Raw genomic sequence first — 18793 nt, 5'->3', positions numbered from 1 at the left:
ACCCAGGAAGCGTAGCGCGCTCTTGGCCCGGGGGCTATTGCTCATGCTGCCGTCGCAGCCGTTTCTCGAGCGCCCGCAGCGCCAGCGACAGGCCGACCGTCAAGATCAGATAGATATAGGCGACGATCGAATAGGTCTCGAAGAAGCGGAACGAGCCGGCGGCATAGACCTTGCCGATCTGCGTGATGTCGGCAACGCCCAGCACCGAGACCAGCGAGGAGTCCTTGACCATGGCGACGAAATCGTTGCCGAGCGGCGGCAGGATGGTGCGGATCGCCTGCGGAAAGACAATCAGCCGGAAGCGCTGCACGCGCGTCAGCCCGAGCGCCTTTGCCGCCTCGATCTGACCCTTCTCGACCGACAGGATGCCGGCCCGGAACACTTCCGAGATGAAGGCCGAATAGCCGATGGTCAGAGCCATGATGGCGCGCCACAGAAGCGAGATGTCGCGCACCAGGAGCTCGCCGATCCAGCCGGCGCTCTGCAGCGGCGCCGTCAGCGCGTTCCACGCCGCGACGAATGCCGGCGCCCCGGCAAAAGCGATCCAGAACAGCAGCACCAGGATCGGCACGCCGCGGATGATCTCGACATAGAAGCGCGCGATCTGGCGCAGCCATTGCGACCCCGACAAGGCCATCAGCGCGATGCCGAGTCCAAGCGCCGAGGCCAGCGCGAAGCCGACCACGGTGACGAAGACGGTGATGCCGATGCCCTTGGCGACGGTGGCGAAGACCTCAGCGTAAAGGTCGCTGGCGGCGATGGCCAGCGCCGCGGCGAGCGCCAGGACGGCCGCTGCGGCCAGCCACCAGGGGAATTCGGATTTGGCGGTGGACGTCGTGGCGGTCATCAGGATGTGCCGCCAGCATCGTTGCGAAGGCCGCGTTCCGGCACAGCCCCCTCTGCGCTGCCGGGCATCTCCCCCGCAGGACGGAAGATCAGCAGCTTTGTCGCCGGCGCTCTTCTTGCAACGTCGGCGATTTGCGAAAGCGAAGGCGACAGCCAATCTCCCCCCTTGCGGGGGAGATGTCCGGTAGGACAGAGGGGGGTGGGAAGGAATGAGACTTTCGCGGTTTTCCGCCCGCCGCCGTCGCCGATCAATCGCAGCAAAGGAGCCTACTGCCCCATCTTGTAGTCGAGGAACCACTTCTTGTTCAGCGCATCGAGCGTGCCATCGGCCTTGAGCGCGGCGATCGCGGCGTTGACCGGCTTCACCAGGTCGGAGCCCTTGGGGAAGATGAAGCCGAAATCCTCACTGCCGAGCGGCCCGCCGATCAGCTTCAGCTTGCCCTCGGAGGCGTCGACATAGCCCTTGCCGGCGGTGCCGTCCGTCAGCACCACGTCGACATCGCCGGACTTCAGCGCCTGCACGCTGGCGCCGAAGGTCTCGAACAATTTTATGCGCGGGTTCTGCTCATTGCCGTCGAGCACGCTGTAGACGGCGGTGTAGAAGGGCGTCGTGCCGGCTTGCGCGCCGATCAGCCCGTCCTTGAAGGCGGCAAAGCTCTTGGCGTCGGTGAAGCGGCTCTCGTCGCCGCGCACCAGCATGAACTGTTCCGATCGCATGTAAGGGTCCGAGAAGTCGACCTTCGCCTTGCGCTCGTCCTTGATGGTGATGCCGGTCATGCCGATATTGTACTGGTTGTCGGAAACGGCCTGGATCATCGCGTCCCAGGAGGTGTTCTGGTACTCAACCTTGAAATTCAGCCGCTTGGCGATCTCATCCATCGCGTCATATTCCCAGCCGATCTGCTTGCCGGTCTTCTTGTCGATGAACTGCAGCGGCGGGTAAGCGTTTTCGGTCACCACCACGACCTTTCTGCCGCCGAGATCGGGCAGCGTGTCGGCGAGCGCCGCAGCGGGCGCGAGAAGGCAGGCCAATAGGCCGGCCAGCAGCAGTTTCGACTTGATCATGACGAACTCCCGAACGTGACTGGCGGCGCTACGCTCGCCCCAAGAGAAAAACCGGCGCCGACTTTAGCTTTCCGCAAGCGCCTTGCAAGCCGATCCGCTGCACCGATGAGCGCCAAAGCGGATTCCCATGCTCTGATCGGCACGCTTCCCGAACCCAGCCTGCGACGGACCATCCGCGCAATCCGCAACCGCTTCGCGCAACCCGGCGACCAGCCGGGTCAGCGTGCCATGCAGGGCTTTCAGCTCGGCGCGTTCCGGCGGCATGCTGCAGGCAAGCGCCGCTTGCACATCCAAACGAAAAAGGCGGCCGAAGCCGCCTTTCCAAAACAATCTGCGGAAGCGCCTTATTCGGCCGACGCAGACTCCGCAGCCTTCTTGTCGGCGGCGTCCTGCGCGGCTTTCTCAGCAGCCAGCGCCTCGGCGGCGGCGACCTTCTCGGCCTCGATGCGGGCGCGTTCGGCGTTCAGCGCATCACGCTCTTCATCGTTCAGCTTGCGGGCGCGCACGCCGGTGTTTTCCGAAATGCGGGCCGACTTGCCGCGACGGCCGCGCAGGTAATAGAGCTTGGCGCGGCGCACCTTGCCACGGCGCACGATCTCGACGCCTTCGACCATCGGCGAGTAGACCGGGAACACGCGCTCGACGCCTTCGCCGTAGGAAATCTTGCGGACGGTGAAATTCTCCTGGAAGCCGGAGCCGGAACGGGCGATGACGACGCCCTCATAGGCCTGGACGCGGGTGCGGCTGCCTTCGGTGACGCGCACCTGGACGCGCACGGTGTCGCCAGGCTGGAATTCGGGCAGCTTGCGCTTGGCTTCGATCTTGGCGGCCTGCTCGGCCTCGAGCTGACGGATGAGATCCATCTCAAATATCCACTTCTTGTTCTTCCGACAGCCAGAGCGTCCTCGACTTGCCTTGCAGTTCCAATGACCGCTCGGCTATGTCCTTTGCCCAGACATTCAAATCGGGGGCATCGGACAGGGACGGCTACACCGCCATTTGTTGACGGGTCCGGAAGATCGTTCTTCCGGTTCGGGCGGCGACATACAGCTATTTCGGCGCTTTGTCACGCCTTTGACGCCTAATTTTTGAAAACTATGGCCCCATCATATTGCCTCCGTGCCGGGTTGCGCGCGCCATGCAAGCTTTCTAAGTCGGAGAAAGCTATTTCCCAGGCCTCCCTCGATGACATTCTTCGATGCCGTCCTGCTCTTCTTAGCAGGCTTTGTCTCGGGCGCGGTGAACGCCGTCGCCGGCGGCGGCACTTTCGTCACCTTCGGTGCCATGACGCTGGTCGGCCTGCCGCCGATCGTCGCCAACGCAACGTCCTCGGTGACACAGTTTCCGGGCTACATCACCTCGACGCTCGCCTATATCAACGACATCAGGCATTTCTGGCGCCAAGCGCTTGTGCTCTGCGTGATATCCGGCTTTGGCGCGCTGGCCGGTTCGCTCATTCTGCTGGCGCTCTCCAACACGTCCTTCCGCGCGCTTGTGCCCTGGCTGCTGATCGCCGCGACCGCCCTGTTCGCGGCCGGTCCGTGGCTGAAGCCGGCGGCCGGACCGGAGCACCAGGCCTCGCTCGGCTCGCTCGCCGGATCGCTGGCGCAATTGCTGACCTCGGTCTATGGCGGTTTCTTCGGCGCCGGAATGGGCGTGATGATGCTTGCCACCCTCGGCCTGACGCAGGCCGGCGACTACCACAAGCTCAATGCGTTGAAGAACATGCTGGCGGTGGTCATCGCGGCGATCGCCATCCTGGTTTTCGTTTCGGGCGGCGTCGTCGCCTGGCCGCAGGCGATCGTCATGATCCCCGGCGGGGCGCTGGGCGGCTATGCCGGGGTGTGGATCGCCAGGCGCGTGCCGCAAGGTGTCGTGCGCGGCTTCGTCGTCGCCGTCGGCCTGTTTCTGGCCTTTTATTACTTTACCAGGGGCTGAGCACCGGCCAGCAGATCGGGCCGGCGCTCCCGCGTCAGCTTCTCAGCCTCGGCGCGACGCCACGCGGCGATCTTCTTGTGATTGCCGGAGGTCAGCACTTCGGGGATTTGCCTGCCCTCGAACTCCTGCGGCCGCGTGTAATGCGGATGCTCGAGCACGCCGTTCTCAAAGCTTTCTTCCTCGCCCGAGACGGCGTTGCCCATCACCCCGGGTAGCAGCCGCACCACCGCATCGAGCAGCACAAGTGCGGCCGGCTCTCCGCCCGAAAGGATGAAATCGCCGATCGAGACTTCTTCCAGGCCGCGCGCCTCGATCAGCCGCTGGTCGACGCCCTCGAAGCGGCCGCACAGGATGACGGCACCCGGCCCGGCGGCGAGCTCGCGCACCCTGGCCTGCGTCAGCGGCTTTCCACGCGGGCTCATCAGCAACCTTGGACGTTCATCGCCCTGCGGCGAAACGTGATCGATGGCCCTGGCCAGCACGTCGGCGCGCATCACCATGCCGGCGCCGCCGCCGGCCGGCGTATCGTCGACGGTGCGATGCCGGTCAGTGGCGAAATCGCGGATCTGGATCGCTTCCAGCGACCAGGTGCCGGCTTCCAGCGCCCGGCCGGCGAGCGAAAGCCCAAGCGCACCCGGAAACATCTCCGGATAGAGAGTCAGCACCGAGGCGGCAAAGCTCACCGGTTGCCCCCGGCGTCCTTCGGTCCGCGCGGCCGGCCCTTCGGGTCGAAACCGGGCCGCCCGGCGGCTTCGCTATCCTCGTCCTCGACCAGCCCCGCCGCCAGGGGATCGACCTGAACGAAGCCGTCGGCGATCGACACATGCGGCACCGCGGCTTGCGTGAACGGGATCAGCACACCCTTGCGGCCCGCGAGCGTGACGTCGAGTATGTCGCCGCCGCCGAAATTATGCACGGCGACGACCCTGCCGATGACGCCGGTATCGTCCCTCACCTCAAGGCCGATGAGGTCGGCATGGTAGAACTCGTCCTCCTCGCCGTCGTCCGGCAGCACCGAACGGTCGACGAACAGCTCCGTGCCGGCAAGCGCCTCGGCCGTGTTGCGGTCGCTGACGCCCTTGAAGCGCACCACCACGACCGTGCCGGCCGGCCGGATGTCGAGGATCTGGAAGGCTCGGCCATCCTTGGCATGCAGCGGCCCGTAGTCGGCCAGCGCCAGCGGATCGCCGGTGAAGGTTTTCACCCGCAACTCGCCCTTGATGCCGTGCGCGGCGCCGATCACGGCCATCTGTACAGGGTTCTCGAGCTTCGACATCGGCATCACTTCCTTTGCCCTGCTCTAACCCTCTGAAGCCGCCATTTCAATGATCGGCTCTTCACCGCTTCCTAACCTGACTGCCCGAAAATGCCGGCATGCAGGAATTCCTCATCCCGGCAAAACCCGACCTCCAGGCGGCGCGCGAGAGCTGGCTCAAGATGCTGGCGCGCGAGCGCCGGCTGTCGCCCGAAACGGTCGAAGCCTATGAGCGCGACACGCGCCAGTTCCTGCATTTCCTGACCGGGCATTGCGGCGGCCCGCCAGGCATCTCCGATATCGCCGACCTGCGGCCGGCCGACCTGCGCGGCTTCCTCGCCGCGCGCCGCAACGGCGGCGCCGGCGCCCGCACGCTCGGCCGCGGCCTGGCCGGCGTCCGTTCGCTGCTGCGCTTTCTCGAAAAGCGCGGCCTCGTCAACGCGGCGGGTGCGGCCGCTCTGCGCGCGCCGCGTCAGCCGAAATCGCTGCCGAAACCGCTGACGGCGAGCGATGCCAAGCAGGTCGTGACTGTCGAGGGCCAACTGGCGGAAGAACCCTGGATCGCCGCCCGCAACGCCGCCGTGCTGACGCTGCTCTACGGCTCCGGGCTGCGCATCTCGGAAGCGCTGGGCCTGACCGGGGCCGATCTCGCCACCGAGGCCGACACGGTCCTGCGCATCACCGGCAAGGGCGGCAAGACAAGGCTGGTGCCGGTGCTGCCGGTGGCGCTCAGGGCGGTCGCCGAATACCAGCGGCTGTGTCCCTTCCACATCGATCCGAAAGAGCTGCTGTTCCGCGGCGCTCGCGGCGGCCCGCTCAATCCGGCCATCGTCCAGCGCGAGATGGCGAAGCTGCGCTCGGCCCTCAACCTGCCGGAAACCGCGACGCCGCATGCCTTGCGCCATTCCTTCGCCACGCATCTGCTCGGCCGTGGCGGCGACCTGCGCACCATCCAGGAACTGCTCGGTCATGCCAGCCTGTCGACCACCCAGGTCTATACCGGCGTCGATACGGCAAGGCTGCTCGACATCTACGACCGGGCGCATCCAAGGGCGTGAAGCGTTTGACGGAGCCACCCTGCCCTCCTCGTCCAAGGCGAAGCAACGAGCGGAGCGAACCCCTGAAATCGTAGGTCGAAACCGGCGGCTGTCGAGCAGCTGCAGGTAGCCTGACCCAACCTTGACATTCTTCGAAAGTCGGCCGCCCGTTTCCCGACGGCCGCCTCTCGAATACCCTAGGTCAGCGCATCACATAGACGATGCGCCGTGTGCCCGGATCGACCAGCGCCGGCTGGTTGTTCACATAGACATAGCGGTAGTTGTAATCCGGGATCTCGCGCAGCTCGACCGTGTCGGGCAGCACCGCGCCGGTCACCACTTCGCCCTCGAGATAGACCGGTTCGACCCGGTGCGTGGTGACATAGGTGCCGACCTCGGCCGGCGGCCTGGCGATCGGCTCGATGGCGTCATCGCCGGAAACGATGGCGCCGGTGTAGGTGTCAGTGGTGTAGATATCATCGGTCGGCGGAGCCACGACGGCAATGCCGGCATCGGCCGGCCGGCGCGTCACCACAACACGGCTGCCGCCGAATTCGGCAGTCACATAGTCGGAATAAACCCAACCTTTGCCGCCGGCTTCGGCGATGGTGCACCATTTACTGCCTTCGATGCAGCCTCTGAGCGTCGCCGACTGGCCGGCAGCCAGCACGCCGATAACGGGATATTGCGGGCCAGGGCCGGCGCGGACATTCAGATCCGTCACTGCCGACACGGGCGTGTCGGCAAGCGCCGCGCCCGACATGGCAAGCAGCGCACCGGCAAGTGCCGGAAACAATAGACTTTTCATGATTTCTCTCCGTTCTCAACGCTCCCTCGGGCTCGAAAACGAACCAGAACCTTATGCGTTCCGGCTAAAGTGCCGTCGCCTGCTCACGAATTGTTCCATTTGTTTTGGGCAGGTCGGTCAAAAGCTGGTGAACGAAGGCCAGTTTTTGCGCCGTCACCTCCGAAATGACGAAGGGATAAAGGTCGGGCAGACCCATGCAGCGGTTGATCGAATTGGAGGCCTCCGACAGCACCAGCCAGCGGCCGAGGATCCTTTCGAACGGTTCCGGCGCCGGATCGGGTTCGGCGGGCTCCCGCAGCGGATCTCCCCCTGTATCGCCAGGCGGCAGGTTGTTGGCTTCCACCGTCTCCAGCCGGCCGAGCGGAAAATTCAGCGCATGCACCATCTCCAGCGTGTCCGTGATGTGCAGGTGGTGCGCCCAGGTCTCGGCCCAGTCTTCCCAGGGGTGGGACGCCGCATAGGCCGAGATGTGGCGCTGCTCCCAGTCCGGCGGCGCGCCCTTGGCGTAGTGGGCCTTCAGCGCTTGCTCGTAGTCAACCCGCTCGTCGCCGAACAGAGCGCGAAAGCTCGAAAGTCGCTCGGGATCGTCGCGGATCAGCCGGTCCCAGTAATAATGGCCGAGCTCGTGGCGGAAGTGACCGAGCAAGGTGCGGTAGTTCTCGCCCATCTCGACGCGCCGCCGCTCGCGCTCGGCGGAATCGGCCTCGGCGACGTTGAGGGTGATCCTGCCGTTGTCGTGGCCGGTCAGGATGCGCTCGCCGCCTGGTCCGCCGCCGATCGGATCGGCGAGGAAGTCGAAAGCGAGCCCGGCCTCGTCCTGCGGTCCGACCTTGGGCGCGACCGGCAAGCCGAAGGCAAGCAGCGAATAGACGGCGCGTTTCTTGGCCGCCTCGACGCGGATCCAGCGCCGGCGGTTGCCCTCCACCGAAAGGTCGGGGATCAATTGGTTGAGCGCGCAAGCGCGGCAGAAGATCCTGCCCGGCTCGGCCCGCCAGTTGCAGGCGCACTCGTCGGCATTTCCGCATGGAACGGCGTCGCCGCCGCAAAGCACGAAACACGCCCGCTCCGGATCGTAAAGCACCAGGCTTGAACAGTTCAGGCATTGCGCGTTCTCGAAATAGAGACGGTGGCCGCAATGAGGGCAGTCGAACAGCTTCATCGGTCATCGAACCGCGGGAAAAAGGTCAACGAAGTTGGGCAACGCCCAAACGCCCGTCGCCGGCCGTCGTTCCGTTTCTATTTCGTCGCGAGCAGGGCGACGCCCCGCCTGGCCACGCTTTCGCCTGACAATGTCGCGCCGTAACAAAGCCTGGGTGAGCGGTCCGGCGACATGCGCGCCGGCGAAGAAGATCTTCTCCGCTACCGCCTGCATCAGTGTGGCGCGCGCTTCGGAACAGCCGGGATGGGCAGCCGCATAGGCGAGCCTGCGCCAATGATCACAAATATCGACGTCTTCCCTCAAGACACGCCACAATAAATCCTTGCGCCATAATTTATGCTTGATCGTGGGCAAATTCCCCGGCATTCGCCAGCTTCAAGCGCCGCGCAGCCCGCGCGGGCGGTGACAACCGGGCGCTTCACTGGCAGATTTGCAGCCGGGACGTGATTCAGGCAACCAGGAGAACGATATGGCATTTTTTGCCAAGGGAAGGATTTTCATGGCCGCCGTTGTGGCGGCTTTCGGGCTGGCGACAGGCGCGCAGGCCGCGGCCAGCTGCGGCAAGAACGGCGCCGGCTTCGACGCATGGAAACAGCAATTTGCCGCGGAAGCACAAGCCGAGGGCGTGGGCCAGAGGGGTCTGTCCGCGTTGGCCGGCGCGACTTACGCGACAAGGACGATCGCTGCCGACCGCGCGATCCACAAGGCTTTCAGCGGCTCGGTGGAAGCGTTCATGCAGCGTCGTGGCGGGGCCGCGATTATTTCCAAGGGCCGTGCGTTGAAGAAGCAGAACGCGGCGATGTTCGACAGGATCGAACAGACTTACGGCGTGCCGCCGGGCGTCCTGCTTGCGATCTGGGGCATGGAGACTGGCTTCGGCGCGTCGATGGGCAACCAGAACACGGTCTCCGCCATTCTGACGCTGGCCTATGATTGCCGCCGCCCGGACTATTTCACCCCCCATGCCATCGCCGCCCTGAAGCTGGTCGATCGCGGCGCGCTGACCGCCTCCTCGGTCGGCGCCATGCATGGCGAGATCGGCCATACGCAGTTCCTGCCCGGAAATGTTCTGAAGTATGGCGTCGGCAACGGAAATCTGCGCGACAGGAACACCGCGCTGGCTTCCACCGCCAACTTCCTCAAAGCCCATGGCTGGCAGGCCGGCGCGGGATATGAGGCGAATATGGGCGCCATCGCCGGCTGGAATTCGGCAAGCGTCTACCAGCAGGCCATCGCCCGCATCGCCGAGGCGATCGACGCCAACTGATGCAATATCTCCATTCCAACGAGAAGCCCGGCCTGCGCCGGGCTTTTTGTTACGGAGCAAGGATCAAAACCCAACCACCCGGAACGACCAGGTTCGATCTCATCACCTAACTCTCAATCGTTCGCGTAGCCGCTCAATGGACATTTCCGGGAAACGGGAATCTGGAAGGTACCGGTAGTGCCGTTGCAGGTACGGAATTTGGGGTTCCGCGGCGCTGAAGGAGCCGCCTTTGGCCTGTCCTCGATCACCGTCGGGACTCCGGCAGCTTGCGAGTAGCTGCCGCCTAAGGGGCATTTCTCGGAAGCGGCAACCTCGAAGGAGCCGGTGATAACATTTGAGCAGGTACGGAATTTAGAGTTCCGCGGCGCCGTTGTGGCCGCAGCAGCCGCCTTGGACTTGCCCTTGATGACCAACCAGATTTCGGTCGGTTGGTCGAGCTGCAGCCTGTTTATGTCGGAGTAGCTGATGCGGCCGCTGCGTATCCCCTCGGCTATGCGCTGGCAGAACAAGGCCGGCATGCGCTCCTGCGAGACGCCCATGAAGGAGGCGATTTCGTGCTTGAACGTGATGCTCCATAGATGGACAGCGGAGATGCACCCGTCCAAATTAGCCGCAGACGCCTGCTTCGTGGCTGCTTGCGAGGACCCGCACGTCATCAAGGTCAACGCCGTCGCGACCAGAAAAGAAATACTACTTTTCACTGTCAAAACCCCCGCATCCCGCTGGCGAACTTAATTGGAGCGGCGGAAAGGTCAAACGATAATTTCTCTGAAGTAGTCTGAACTTTTCTTAGATCAGATACGCGAAATAAAACCCGGCATCCCCGCCGGGTTTTTCCCGCTCATCTCAACTTTCGACGTTCGGAAATCATGTTTCGCGGTTCCTTGCCGCCAGCGTCCGCAACCGCAGCGCATTGAGACGGATGAAGCCGGCGGCGTCCTTCTGGTCGTAGGCGCCGCGATCATCCTCGAAGGTGACCAGCGCATCGGAATAGAGCGTCTTCTTCGACTTGCGGCCGGTGACGATGACATTGCCCTTGTAGAGCTTCAGCCGCACCGCGCCTTCGACGTCTTCCTGGCTCTTGTCGATCATTGCCTGCAGCATCACGCGCTCGGGCGAGAACCAGAAGCCGTTGTAGATCAGCTCGGCATAGCGCGGCATGAACTCGTCCTTGAGGTGCCCGGCACCGCGGTCGAGCGTGATCGATTCGATCGCCCGGTGGGCGGCGATCAGGATGGTGCCGCCGGGGGTTTCGTAGACGCCGCGCGACTTCATGCCGACGAAACGGTTTTCGACAAGGTCTAGGCGACCGATGCCGTTGTCGCGGCCGAGGTCGTTGAGCGCCGCCAGCATGGTAGCCGGCGACAGCTTCTTGCCGTTGAGCGCGATCGGATCGCCCTTCAGGAACTCGATCTCGATCTCGGTGACGACGTCCGGCGCGTCCATCGGCGAGACGGTGCGCTGGTGGACGAATTCCGGCGGTTCGCTCCACGGATCCTCGAGCACCTTGCCTTCCGAGGAGGAATGCAAAAGGTTGGCGTCGACCGAGAACGGCGCATCGCCGCGCTTGTCCTTCGGCACCGGGATCTGGTGCTGCTCGGCGAAGTTGATGAGATCGGTGCGCGACTTGAACGACCAGTCCCGCCACGGCGCGATGACTTTGATGTCGGGGTTCAGCGCGTAAGCCGAAAGTTCGAAGCGGACCTGGTCGTTGCCCTTGCCGGTGGCGCCATGCGCGATGGCGTCGGCACCGGTTTCTTTGGCGATCTCGACCAGGTGCTTGGAGATCAGCGGCCGGGCGATCGAAGTGCCGAGCAGATATGTACCTTCATAGACGGCGTTGGCGCGGAACATCGGGAAGACGAAGTCCGAAACGAATTCCTCGCGCACGTCGACGATGCGGATGTCCTTGATGCCCATCATCTCGGCCTTGCGGCGCGCCGGCTCCAGCTCGCCGCCCTGGCCGAGATCGGCGGTGAAGGTGACGACTTCGGCGCCGAGCTCGGTCTGCAGCCATTTCAAGATGATGGAGGTGTCGAGGCCGCCGGAATAGGCGAGCACGACTTTCTTGACGTCTTTGGTCTTGGACATTTTGGCGGTTCCGCGGGAAGATGGCTTCGCGGGCGAGGTATCACGGCCGTTCCGGGCGGCGCAAGAGACGAACAGATGCCCGCCGATGGCACAGGCTGGGCCAGATGTTTGCCTGGGCAGACGCTGGCGACGCAAAAATCGCCGCGTTATAGAGCTGCGCGATCCACTCCGAGGCGACCCATGTCCTTCATTCCCGACACTTCGACGCTCATCCAGTTCGCCATCGCCACGGTCATCCTGGCGATCACGCCGGGACCCGACATGACGCTGTTCGTGTCGCGCACGCTGAGCCAGGGCCGCGCCACCGGCTTCGCCTCGATGGCAGGCGCGCTATGCGGCACGTTGGTCCACACCACGCTGGTGGTGGTCGGCGTCTCGGCGCTGATCGTGGCCTCTCCCATGGCTTTCTTTGCGCTGAAGATTTTCGGCGCCGGCTATCTGGTGTTTTTAGCCTGGCAGGCGGTGGCCAAAGGCTCGGCCTTTTCGCCGGAGAAGAAGACGGGACCGCAAATCTCGCTGTTCCGCAGCTGGGCGGCCGGGCTCGGGGTCAATCTCCTCAACCCGAAGATCATCCTGTTCTTCATGACGTTCCTGCCGCAATTCGTCTCCGCGCATGACCCGAACGCACCCGGCAAGCTGTTCTTCCTCGGCATCACATTCATCGTGCTGTCGATCCCGGTGACGGCGCCGATGGTGCTCGCGGCGGAGAAATTCGCGGCGGCGATGAAGGCGAGCCCGCGCGTCACGCGCGTGGTCGATTATCTGTTCGGCGGCGTGTTCTCGGCCTTCGCGCTCAAGATCCTGACGGCACAGGCGAAGTAAAGCCCGCGCCGAGCTCAGGGCTCCAGATCGGGCAGCGCCTCGCGGCGCCAGCTTCCGGCCCAGCGGCCGGCAGAGAGCCAATAGAAGATGCCGCCGACCATGCCGCTGCCGATCAGCGCGAGCCTGACATTGTTGTCGGCGACATCGAAATCGCCGTCGCCGATGTTATGCGCGAAGCCGAGGAAGACGACGGCGATGACGGCGCCGCCCAGCGCATAGAACAGCCAGTCGCGGCGGCCGAGCACTTCCGCGATCAGGATGACGATCGCTGCCGGCATGAAGCCGAAATAGGCGACGAACAGTGCCAGGAAAGGCACCGAAAAATAGAGCGCGGGCGCGATCGTCGGATTTCCGGGCTCCGGCGCATCGCCGAAATAGCCGAGGAACAGCACGTTGAGGAAAGCGCTCGCCGCCAGCGAGGCGATCACATAGCCGATCAGGATGGCGGCGAAGCGGACGAGATAGGCGATGATACGCCTCACGCCTCGCCGTGTCCCGCGATCATCATCGCTTCAAGCGCCAGCCGGTCCACCTTGCGCATGCGTTCCGATTCCGACTTGAGCTGGCCGCATGCGGCGAGAATGTCGCGGCCACGCGGCGTGCGGATCGGTGAGGCATAGCCGGCACTGTTGATGTAGTCGGCGAACTTCTCGATCGTCTCCCAGTCCGAGCACTGGTAGTTGGTGCCGGGCCACGGGTTGAACGGGATCAGGTTGATCTTGGCCGGAATGCCCTTGAGCAGCTTGACCAGCGCCTTGGCGTCCTCGAGGGAATCGTTGACGTCCTTCAGCATCACATATTCGAAGGTGATGCGGCGGGCGTTGGAGAGACCCGGATAGGCGCGGCAGGCAGCGATCAGCTCCTTCAGCGGATACTTCTTGTTGATCGGCACCAGCAGGTCGCGCAGGTCGTCATTGGTGGCATGCAGCGAGATCGCCAGCATAACGCCGATCTCCTCGCCGGTGCGGGCAATCTCCGGCACGACCCCCGAGGTCGACAGCGTGATGCGTCTTTTCGATAGGGAAAGTCCGTCGCCGTCGGAAGCGATCAGCAGCGCCTTCTTCACCGCCTCGAAATTGTAGAGCGGCTCGCCCATGCCCATCATGACGATGTTGGATACCTTGCGGCCCTCGGCCGGCACGATGGCGCCGTCCGGCGTGTCGCGGTCGGGGAAGTCACCGAGGCGGTCGCGCGCGGTAAGCAGCTGCGCCAGGATCTCTTCCGTCGTCAGGTTGCGCACCAGCTTCTGCGTGCCGGTGTGGCAGAAGGAGCAGGTCAGCGTGCAGCCGACCTGCGAGGAGATGCAGAGCGTGCCGCGGCCTTCCTCCGGAATATAAACGGTCTCGATCTCGACCGGACGGCCGGCGCCGCGCGGCGGAAAGCGAAACAGCCATTTGCGCGTGCCGTCGGAAGAGATCTGCTCCTCGACGATCTCGGGCCGCGCGACGGTGAAATGCTTGTCGAGCTCGGCGCGCAGATCCTTGGAGATGTTGAACATATGGGCGAAGTCGGAGACCCCGCGCACATACATCCAGTGCCAGAGCTGCTGGGCGCGCATCTTCGCCTGGCGCTCCGGCACGATGCCGGCCTCAACCAGAGCGGCGCCAAGCTCGCCACGCGTCAGGCCGATCAGCGACGGCTTTTCGGCCGGCGTGGCGCGGGCGCGCAAGGCGTCGCGGGCGTCTTCGGCGGTCAGATCGAATGAAAGGGTCATGGTTGCGCCAATATAAGCGGTTTGCGGCCGATTTCAGCATCGTGCCTGAAATGAAACGCGCGCATAGCACAGCTTGCGACCGGAGTCATGTCGGCGGCACAGGCGGCCGGTGTCGCTATTCCCGCCCCGGCTGAGATCACATATTCGTGTTGACGTAACAGCTCGAAGCGCACCCGCGAACCTGAAAGGGGCGACCATGCCCTTGCAGAAATGGGAGTACGCGGAATGCATTCGATCAAGCTTGTTGCCATCGCCGGTCTCGCAAGCCTTTTTGCCTCGCAGGCGTTTGCCGAGGATACGATGGGCACGATGACCATGATGAAGGGTGGGCAAATGACGGCGATCATGCCCGACGGCCATATGGGCACCATGATGCCTGACGCCAAGATGAGCGCCGAAATGATGAAGATGGCGAAGCCGATCAAGCATTGCATGATGATAATCACCGACGCCAAAGGCAAAGCCTACATGATCGATACGTCGACCAAGAAGGCCCAGGCCGAATGTGAAAAGATGGCGATGTGAGAATGGTGGGACTCGCCAGCCCTGCTGCCCGCCGGCGCAGGCCGGCGGGATATCCAAACCGCGGTCCTGCCCTGGCTCCTCGATCTCCGATTTTCGTCGCTCGCCTCGACCTGACCTGACCTCGCAGGCTTGATCCTCCCTCTCAGTGTGCTAGGGGCGGGTCATCACCCAGAGGACAGGCATGGCCGGCATATCGCGTAGATACCCGATGCTGCGGCGCTCGCAGGCTATGTGGGCGTCGCGCCGCGTCTGGCAGCCGCGCCTTGTGTTCTGGGCGGGCGCCATCTCGATCGGCTTGATCAGCGTGCTGTTCGCCCTGCTGGCCGACCGGGCGCAGGCGCTGTTCCACGTCGTCACCGGCGGCGATAGCGGCAGCTGGCGCTTTTATCTGCCGCTGGTCATGACGCCCGCGGGCTTCGTGATTTGCGCGTGGCTTGCCCATTCCTTCTTTCCGGGATCGCAAGGCAGCGGCATTCCGCAGGCGATCGCCGCCCGTCACCTGCGCGATGACGAGGATCGCGGCCATCTTCTTTCGCTGCGCCTGGCAGCGGGCAAGGTTGCGCTTACCGTCATCGGTCTCGCCTGCGGCGGATCGATCGGCCGCGAGGGCCCGACGGTGCAGGTCGGCGCCTCACTCATGCTTCAGGCGGCGCGCTGGGGCGGCATGGCGCAGGCGCGCGGCCTGATCCTGGCCGGCTCGGCTGCCGGCGTCGCCGCCGCCTTCAACACGCCGCTCGCCGGCATCGTCTTCGCCATCGAGGAGATGGGTCGCGCCTATGAGTCGCGCACCAACGGGCTGGTGCTGACGGCGGTGATCCTCGCCGGCCTCGCCTCGCTCGGCCTGCTCGGCAACTACACCTATTTCGGCGTCGCCAGGGACACGGTGGCCTTCGCCACCGACTGGCCGCTGGTGATTGCCTGCGGCGTCATCGGCGGCGGCTTCGGCGCGCTGTTTTCGCTGTTGGCGCTGAGGATCACGCGGCGCGTCCGACGCTGGAATGGCCTGCAGCCATTGTGGCGCGCGCTGCTCGTGGCAGGCATCTGCGGCCTGGCGGTTGCCGCGATCGGTCTCGTCTCGGGCGGCCTTACCTTCGGAACCGGCTACGCTCAGGCCCGCGGCGCCGTCGAAGGCGCGCCGCTACCGGCGTTCTTCTTCCTGGAAAAATTCGCCGCCGGCGTGCTGTCGATGGTGTCGGGCATTCCGGGCGGCATCTTCGCGCCGTCGCTGGCGGTGGGCGCCGGCCTCGGCAGCACGCTTGGCCTGGCGTTCGGCGCAGGCACAGGCCTCGCCGCGCTGCTCGGCATGGCCGGCTATTTCGCCGGCGTCGTGCAGGCGCCGATGACGGCCTTCGTCATCATCCTCGAAATGACCGGCAACCACGACAACGTCATCGCGCTGATGTGCGCGGCGATGCTGGGCTACGGCACGGCGCGGCTGATTTCCAACGAGCCGCTCTATCACGCGCTGTCACGCGTGTTCATCGCCGAGGCGATCAGGCGGCGCAGGGCCGTCGAGCAGCAAGGCTGAATGGCGAGCTTGGCGCTGTCGCCTTAGTCGCTTGTCCCTGGCCGCATTTGCGGAACACGGACTTCGATATTGCTATCCTCCGCCAAGGGAGCCTCAGCCTATTTGCACTTGGCGATCGAGGCCAGCGCGGCCGAGATGCCCTTCAGCGAAAAGACGTAGGAAGTCGGGTTGCCGCGGCCGGACTTCGCCTGCACCTTCATGTCGGTGCCCGTCTTCATGGCGGCGATCAGCACCGGCTCTTCAGCGGCGTTCTCGACCCAGGCCGACTTGCCGCGGGTGAACATCGAGAAGGACTTCTTGTCGATGGTGACGGTGGCCTTGGAGCCTTCCTGGAAGTTGTAGCCGGCGATGAACTGCGGCTCATAGGACACCTGCTGCCCGGGCCGCTGGCTGACGAAGAAGAACATGTCGCCATGGTCGAGCTTCGGCGGCTGCTTGTCGGTCGGCACCGTGAGCACATAACAGACCTTGCCGCCTGCCGACTGATAGCTGTAGGTGCCCCAGGCGTTGTGCTGGCCGATCTTGGTCGCCTGCTGCGCCAGCGCCGGCGCCGCGAAGGCGGCCGCCAGGACCAGGCTGGAAACTGTAGCAATCAATCCGCGCATCGTTCTTCCCGTATTCCGAAATGGTGCGGAGGCGGGCCGCATGGCGTCCTGCCGTCGCTTCATTTTGATTTAATCAGGGTTACCAAACGGTGAATTTTTCCCAACAAAAGGAACTCACCCCAGGAAACCGCCGCCATTCGCGCCGCCGCTTCCACGCGGCGGTCGCGATGTCCCGGCGCGAACTTGGAGGGCACGAAAGCGGCAAGAGTTTGTCTTTTCGCGCGGGCGGTTTCGCGGTTTCGTTGTGGCGAAAAAGTCAGCCAGGATCAACCTTTGTCGGCGAGGGCGTCCCTGGCGGCCTGCCGGTGCGCCGGGGTGATATGGGCGCTGACGGCGGTGATTGCCGCGGTGAGCACGGCAAGGTCATCGGTGAACCCGAGACCGAGCACGAAGTCGGGGATGAAATCCACCGGCAGCACGAAATAGCCGAGCGCGGCAAGCAGGGTACCCTTGGTGCGTAGCGGCGTGTCCTTGTCCATGGCACAATAGTAGGCGGCGACCACCTCTTCCATGAACGGGATCTGCCGGGCAGCCTTCTTGGCGGTGCGCCAGAACTTCTCGCGCACCTCGCCTTCGCCGGCGAGCCTGTCGCCGAAGCCAAAGAAATCGAAACGGGATTCCTGCGCCATCAATCTCTCCTCGGCCACGCGCCAGCTTGCGTTGCGGCCACCGCGGAAGATGTGGTGAAAGCGGCACCGCCCTGCAAGGTCTCCACCGTTGCCAGCCCGGCAAATCGGAATCGGACTTATCGGCAGTCGTCAGCCGAAATAGCGGTTCATCCGCTTCGCCAGTTCGATGTCGAGCGCCGTGACGCCGCCGGCGTCATGCGTGTTCAGCGTGACGTCGACGGTCTTGTAGACGTTCGACCAATCGGGGTGGTGGTCCATCTTCTCGGCGGCCAGCGCCACGCGGGTCATGAAGGCGAAGGCCTCGGAGAAGTTCTTGAAGCCGAAGCTGCGCTTGATGGAGGCGCCGTCGGCCGCCAGCGACCAGCCTTCGAGTTCCGCCAGCGCTGCGGTAATCGCTTCCTTGTTGAGTTTTTCCCTGGTCATGTCGGGTTCCCGTGCTATTCGGAGGTAATCCAACCATAGCGCCGGATCGATGAGCGCAAAGCCCATAAAATCCATTCTGTTCGTCTGCCTCGGTAACATCTGCCGCTCGCCCTTGGCCGAAGGCATCTTCCGCGCCGTGTGGACCGAGCGCGGGAAAGGCCGGGCCATCCTTCTCGATTCGGCCGCGACCAGCGGCTGGGAGGTCGGCTCCGCGCCCGATCCGCGTTCGATCGCGGTAGCCACAAGGCACGGCATCGACATTTCCGCGCAAAAGGCGCGCAAAATAGCGCTGGACGATTTCTCGCGCTTCGACGTGATTCTCGGCATGGACCGGACGAATGTGCGCGATCTGAAGGCGTTAGCGCCGCAGGCCGCGCGCGACCGCATCCATCTCTTTCTGGAGTTTGCAAGCGGTATCGCGCGCGATGTGCCGGACCCCTATTACGAAGACCAGCAGGCCTTCGTTTCGGTCTACCGCATGATCCGCGAGGCGTCGGAGGCGCTGGCGAAGCGGCTGGAAGCGAGCGGATCGGCGCCAACCAGCGGCCAGGCTTCCTCGACGATGTAGGGGCCGCCGCCGACCGAATCGCGCGACGACATCAAGACGAAGCGGCCGACCCGGAAGGGCAGCGTGGAAAAGTTGCCGCGCGCCGACAGATATTGCGCGACGTCCGCCGGGCTCGAATTGCGCAGGCGCGCGAGCGTCACATGCGGCGAGAATTTGCGCGGATCGGCCGGCAGGCCGAGCCGCTGGCAGATGCGGTCGATCTCGCCCTGCAGCGCCACCAGGTCCGGCGAGGCGGACACGCCGGCCCATACGGCGTGCGGCTTCTTGCCGCCGAAAGCGCCCACGCCGGAGAGCGCCAGGGGGAAGGAGGGACGGTTGACGCGATCGAGCGCATTGGCGATGTCGTCGGCGATATGGCCCTCCACATCGCCGATGAAGCGCAGCGTCAGATGATAGTTTTCGACGTCGATCCAGCGGGCTCCGGGCAGGCCGCCCCGGAGCAGCGAGAGTGAAAGCGCGGCATCACGCGGAATTTCGAGGGCGGTGAAAAGACGTGGCATGGGAAGCCTCCTG

The 18793-nt window shown here is 64.4% G+C and carries 24 protein-coding genes; 7 read left to right on the top strand and 17 right to left on the bottom strand.

The features are described from left to right. Positions 1-34: 34 nt before the first annotated feature. From CK222_RS05245 to rplS, 4 genes are all read right to left on the bottom strand, one after another. Positions 35-847: an amino acid ABC transporter permease gene (locus tag CK222_RS05245; RefSeq protein WP_095799636.1), complete on the bottom strand. Its 813-nt coding sequence runs from the start codon at positions 845-847 to the stop codon at positions 35-37. Between the two features lie 266 nt (positions 848-1113). Further along, positions 1114-1911, bottom strand: a complete 798-nt coding sequence (locus CK222_RS05235) for a transporter substrate-binding domain-containing protein (protein WP_095782807.1) — start codon at positions 1909-1911, stop codon at positions 1114-1116. A gap of 63 nt (positions 1912-1974) precedes the next feature. Next, on the bottom strand, positions 1975-2241 hold the full coding sequence (locus CK222_RS32180) for a hypothetical protein (RefSeq protein WP_176477574.1): 267 nt from the start codon (positions 2239-2241) through the stop codon (positions 1975-1977). A 14-nt stretch (positions 2242-2255) separates the two neighbouring features. Then, positions 2256-2774 carry a 50S ribosomal protein L19 gene (rplS, locus tag CK222_RS05225; RefSeq protein ID WP_095799634.1) on the bottom strand — a complete coding sequence of 173 codons (519 nt, stop codon included), beginning with the start codon at positions 2772-2774 and terminating at the stop codon, positions 2256-2258. A gap of 322 nt (positions 2775-3096) precedes the next feature. On the opposite strand from rplS, the gene CK222_RS05220 reads away from it, so the two are divergent. Next, positions 3097-3849: a sulfite exporter TauE/SafE family protein gene (locus CK222_RS05220; RefSeq protein ID WP_095799633.1), complete on the top strand. Its 753-nt coding sequence runs from the start codon at positions 3097-3099 to the stop codon at positions 3847-3849. On the opposite strand, the gene trmD is transcribed toward CK222_RS05220, so the two are convergent. Then, a complete protein-coding gene (gene trmD, locus CK222_RS05215; protein WP_095799632.1) occupies positions 3831-4532 on the bottom strand; it encodes a tRNA (guanosine(37)-N1)-methyltransferase TrmD in 702 nt (233 codons plus the stop codon). The genes CK222_RS05220 and trmD overlap by 19 nt on opposite strands. After that, positions 4529-5125, bottom strand: a complete 597-nt coding sequence (gene rimM / locus CK222_RS05210) for a ribosome maturation factor RimM (RefSeq protein ID WP_066991935.1) — start codon at positions 5123-5125, stop codon at positions 4529-4531. The genes trmD and rimM overlap by 4 nt, the downstream gene beginning before the upstream one ends. A gap of 98 nt (positions 5126-5223) precedes the next feature. Here rimM and CK222_RS05205 point away from each other — a divergent pair, with 98 nt between their 5' ends. Next, entirely contained in the window at positions 5224-6162 is a 939-nt protein-coding gene (locus CK222_RS05205; protein WP_095799631.1) for a tyrosine recombinase XerC, read from the top strand. Positions 6163-6343: 181 nt separating this feature from the next. Here the strand turns inward: CK222_RS05205 and CK222_RS05200 are convergent, their stop codons facing one another. The 3 genes from CK222_RS05200 to CK222_RS32175 all read right to left on the bottom strand — a co-directional run bounded on the left by CK222_RS05200 (position 6344) and on the right by CK222_RS32175 (position 8474). Beyond that, a complete protein-coding gene (locus CK222_RS05200; RefSeq protein WP_066991818.1) occupies positions 6344-6949 on the bottom strand; it encodes a DUF1236 domain-containing protein in 606 nt (201 codons plus the stop codon). A gap of 64 nt (positions 6950-7013) precedes the next feature. Then, on the bottom strand, positions 7014-8108 hold the full coding sequence (locus CK222_RS05195; RefSeq protein WP_095799630.1) for a putative zinc-binding metallopeptidase: 1095 nt from the start codon (positions 8106-8108) through the stop codon (positions 7014-7016). Between the two features lie 3 nt (positions 8109-8111). After that, entirely contained in the window at positions 8112-8474 is a 363-nt protein-coding gene (locus CK222_RS32175) for a hypothetical protein (RefSeq protein ID WP_176477573.1), read from the bottom strand. 103 nt (positions 8475-8577) lie between these two features. On the opposite strand from CK222_RS32175, the gene CK222_RS05185 reads away from it, so the two are divergent. Continuing rightward, a complete protein-coding gene (locus CK222_RS05185) occupies positions 8578-9375 on the top strand; it encodes a lytic transglycosylase domain-containing protein (protein WP_066991813.1) in 798 nt (265 codons plus the stop codon). A gap of 113 nt (positions 9376-9488) precedes the next feature. Here the strand turns inward: CK222_RS05185 and CK222_RS05180 are convergent, their stop codons facing one another. Continuing rightward, on the bottom strand, positions 9489-10076 hold the full coding sequence (locus tag CK222_RS05180) for a hypothetical protein (RefSeq protein ID WP_176477572.1): 588 nt from the start codon (positions 10074-10076) through the stop codon (positions 9489-9491). Positions 10077-10242: 166 nt separating this feature from the next. Continuing rightward, entirely contained in the window at positions 10243-11466 is a 1224-nt protein-coding gene (locus CK222_RS05175) for an argininosuccinate synthase (RefSeq protein WP_095799629.1), read from the bottom strand. 180 nt (positions 11467-11646) lie between these two features. Between CK222_RS05175 and CK222_RS05170 the strand changes: the two genes are divergently transcribed. Further along, a complete protein-coding gene (locus CK222_RS05170; RefSeq protein ID WP_095799628.1) occupies positions 11647-12288 on the top strand; it encodes a LysE family translocator in 642 nt (213 codons plus the stop codon). Between the two features lie 14 nt (positions 12289-12302). On the opposite strand, the gene CK222_RS05165 is transcribed toward CK222_RS05170, so the two are convergent. Beyond that, entirely contained in the window at positions 12303-12770 is a 468-nt protein-coding gene (locus CK222_RS05165) for a hypothetical protein (RefSeq protein WP_095799627.1), read from the bottom strand. Then, positions 12767-14002, bottom strand: coding sequence for a 23S rRNA (adenine(2503)-C(2))-methyltransferase RlmN (gene rlmN, locus CK222_RS05160; RefSeq protein ID WP_095799626.1), 1236 nt, complete (start codon positions 14000-14002; stop codon positions 12767-12769). Before rlmN ends, CK222_RS05165 begins: the two co-directional genes overlap by 4 nt. Positions 14003-14227: 225 nt before the next feature. Between rlmN and CK222_RS05155 the strand changes: the two genes are divergently transcribed. Together CK222_RS05155 and CK222_RS05150 are read left to right on the top strand one after the other, a co-directional pair. Next, positions 14228-14527 carry a hypothetical protein gene (locus tag CK222_RS05155; RefSeq protein ID WP_067323700.1) on the top strand — a complete coding sequence of 100 codons (300 nt, stop codon included), beginning with the start codon at positions 14228-14230 and terminating at the stop codon, positions 14525-14527. A gap of 181 nt (positions 14528-14708) precedes the next feature. Then, positions 14709-16055 (top strand): chloride channel protein, encoded by a 1347-nt coding sequence (locus CK222_RS05150; RefSeq protein ID WP_067323698.1) that lies wholly within the window; start codon positions 14709-14711, stop codon positions 16053-16055. Positions 16056-16153: 98 nt separating this feature from the next. On the opposite strand, the gene CK222_RS05145 is transcribed toward CK222_RS05150, so the two are convergent. From CK222_RS05145 to CK222_RS05135, 3 genes are all read right to left on the bottom strand, one after another. Next, complete coding sequence (locus tag CK222_RS05145; RefSeq protein ID WP_066991787.1) at positions 16154-16660, bottom strand: invasion associated locus B family protein; 507 nt, start codon at positions 16658-16660, stop codon at positions 16154-16156. Positions 16661-16926: 266 nt separating this feature from the next. Continuing rightward, positions 16927-17289, bottom strand: coding sequence for a YkvA family protein (locus CK222_RS05140; protein ID WP_066991933.1), 363 nt, complete (start codon positions 17287-17289; stop codon positions 16927-16929). 129 nt (positions 17290-17418) lie between these two features. Next, positions 17419-17712: a 4a-hydroxytetrahydrobiopterin dehydratase gene (locus tag CK222_RS05135; RefSeq protein WP_066991930.1), complete on the bottom strand. Its 294-nt coding sequence runs from the start codon at positions 17710-17712 to the stop codon at positions 17419-17421. A gap of 49 nt (positions 17713-17761) precedes the next feature. Between CK222_RS05135 and CK222_RS05130 the strand changes: the two genes are divergently transcribed. Next, positions 17762-18280, top strand: coding sequence for a low molecular weight protein-tyrosine-phosphatase (locus tag CK222_RS05130; RefSeq protein WP_095799625.1), 519 nt, complete (start codon positions 17762-17764; stop codon positions 18278-18280). Here the strand turns inward: CK222_RS05130 and thpR are convergent. Next, positions 18184-18780, bottom strand: coding sequence for an RNA 2',3'-cyclic phosphodiesterase (gene thpR, locus CK222_RS05125; protein ID WP_066991784.1), 597 nt, complete (start codon positions 18778-18780; stop codon positions 18184-18186). The two genes, CK222_RS05130 and thpR, sit on opposite strands and share 97 nt — an antisense overlap. Positions 18781-18793: the final 13 nt, after the last annotated feature.

The sequence above is a fragment of the Mesorhizobium sp. WSM3866 genome (assembly GCF_002294795.1).
GTDB lineage: Bacteria > Pseudomonadota > Alphaproteobacteria > Rhizobiales > Rhizobiaceae > Mesorhizobium.
The sequence above is the reverse complement of the archived record's forward strand: the minus strand, read 5'-3'. Positions and strand labels throughout refer to the sequence as shown.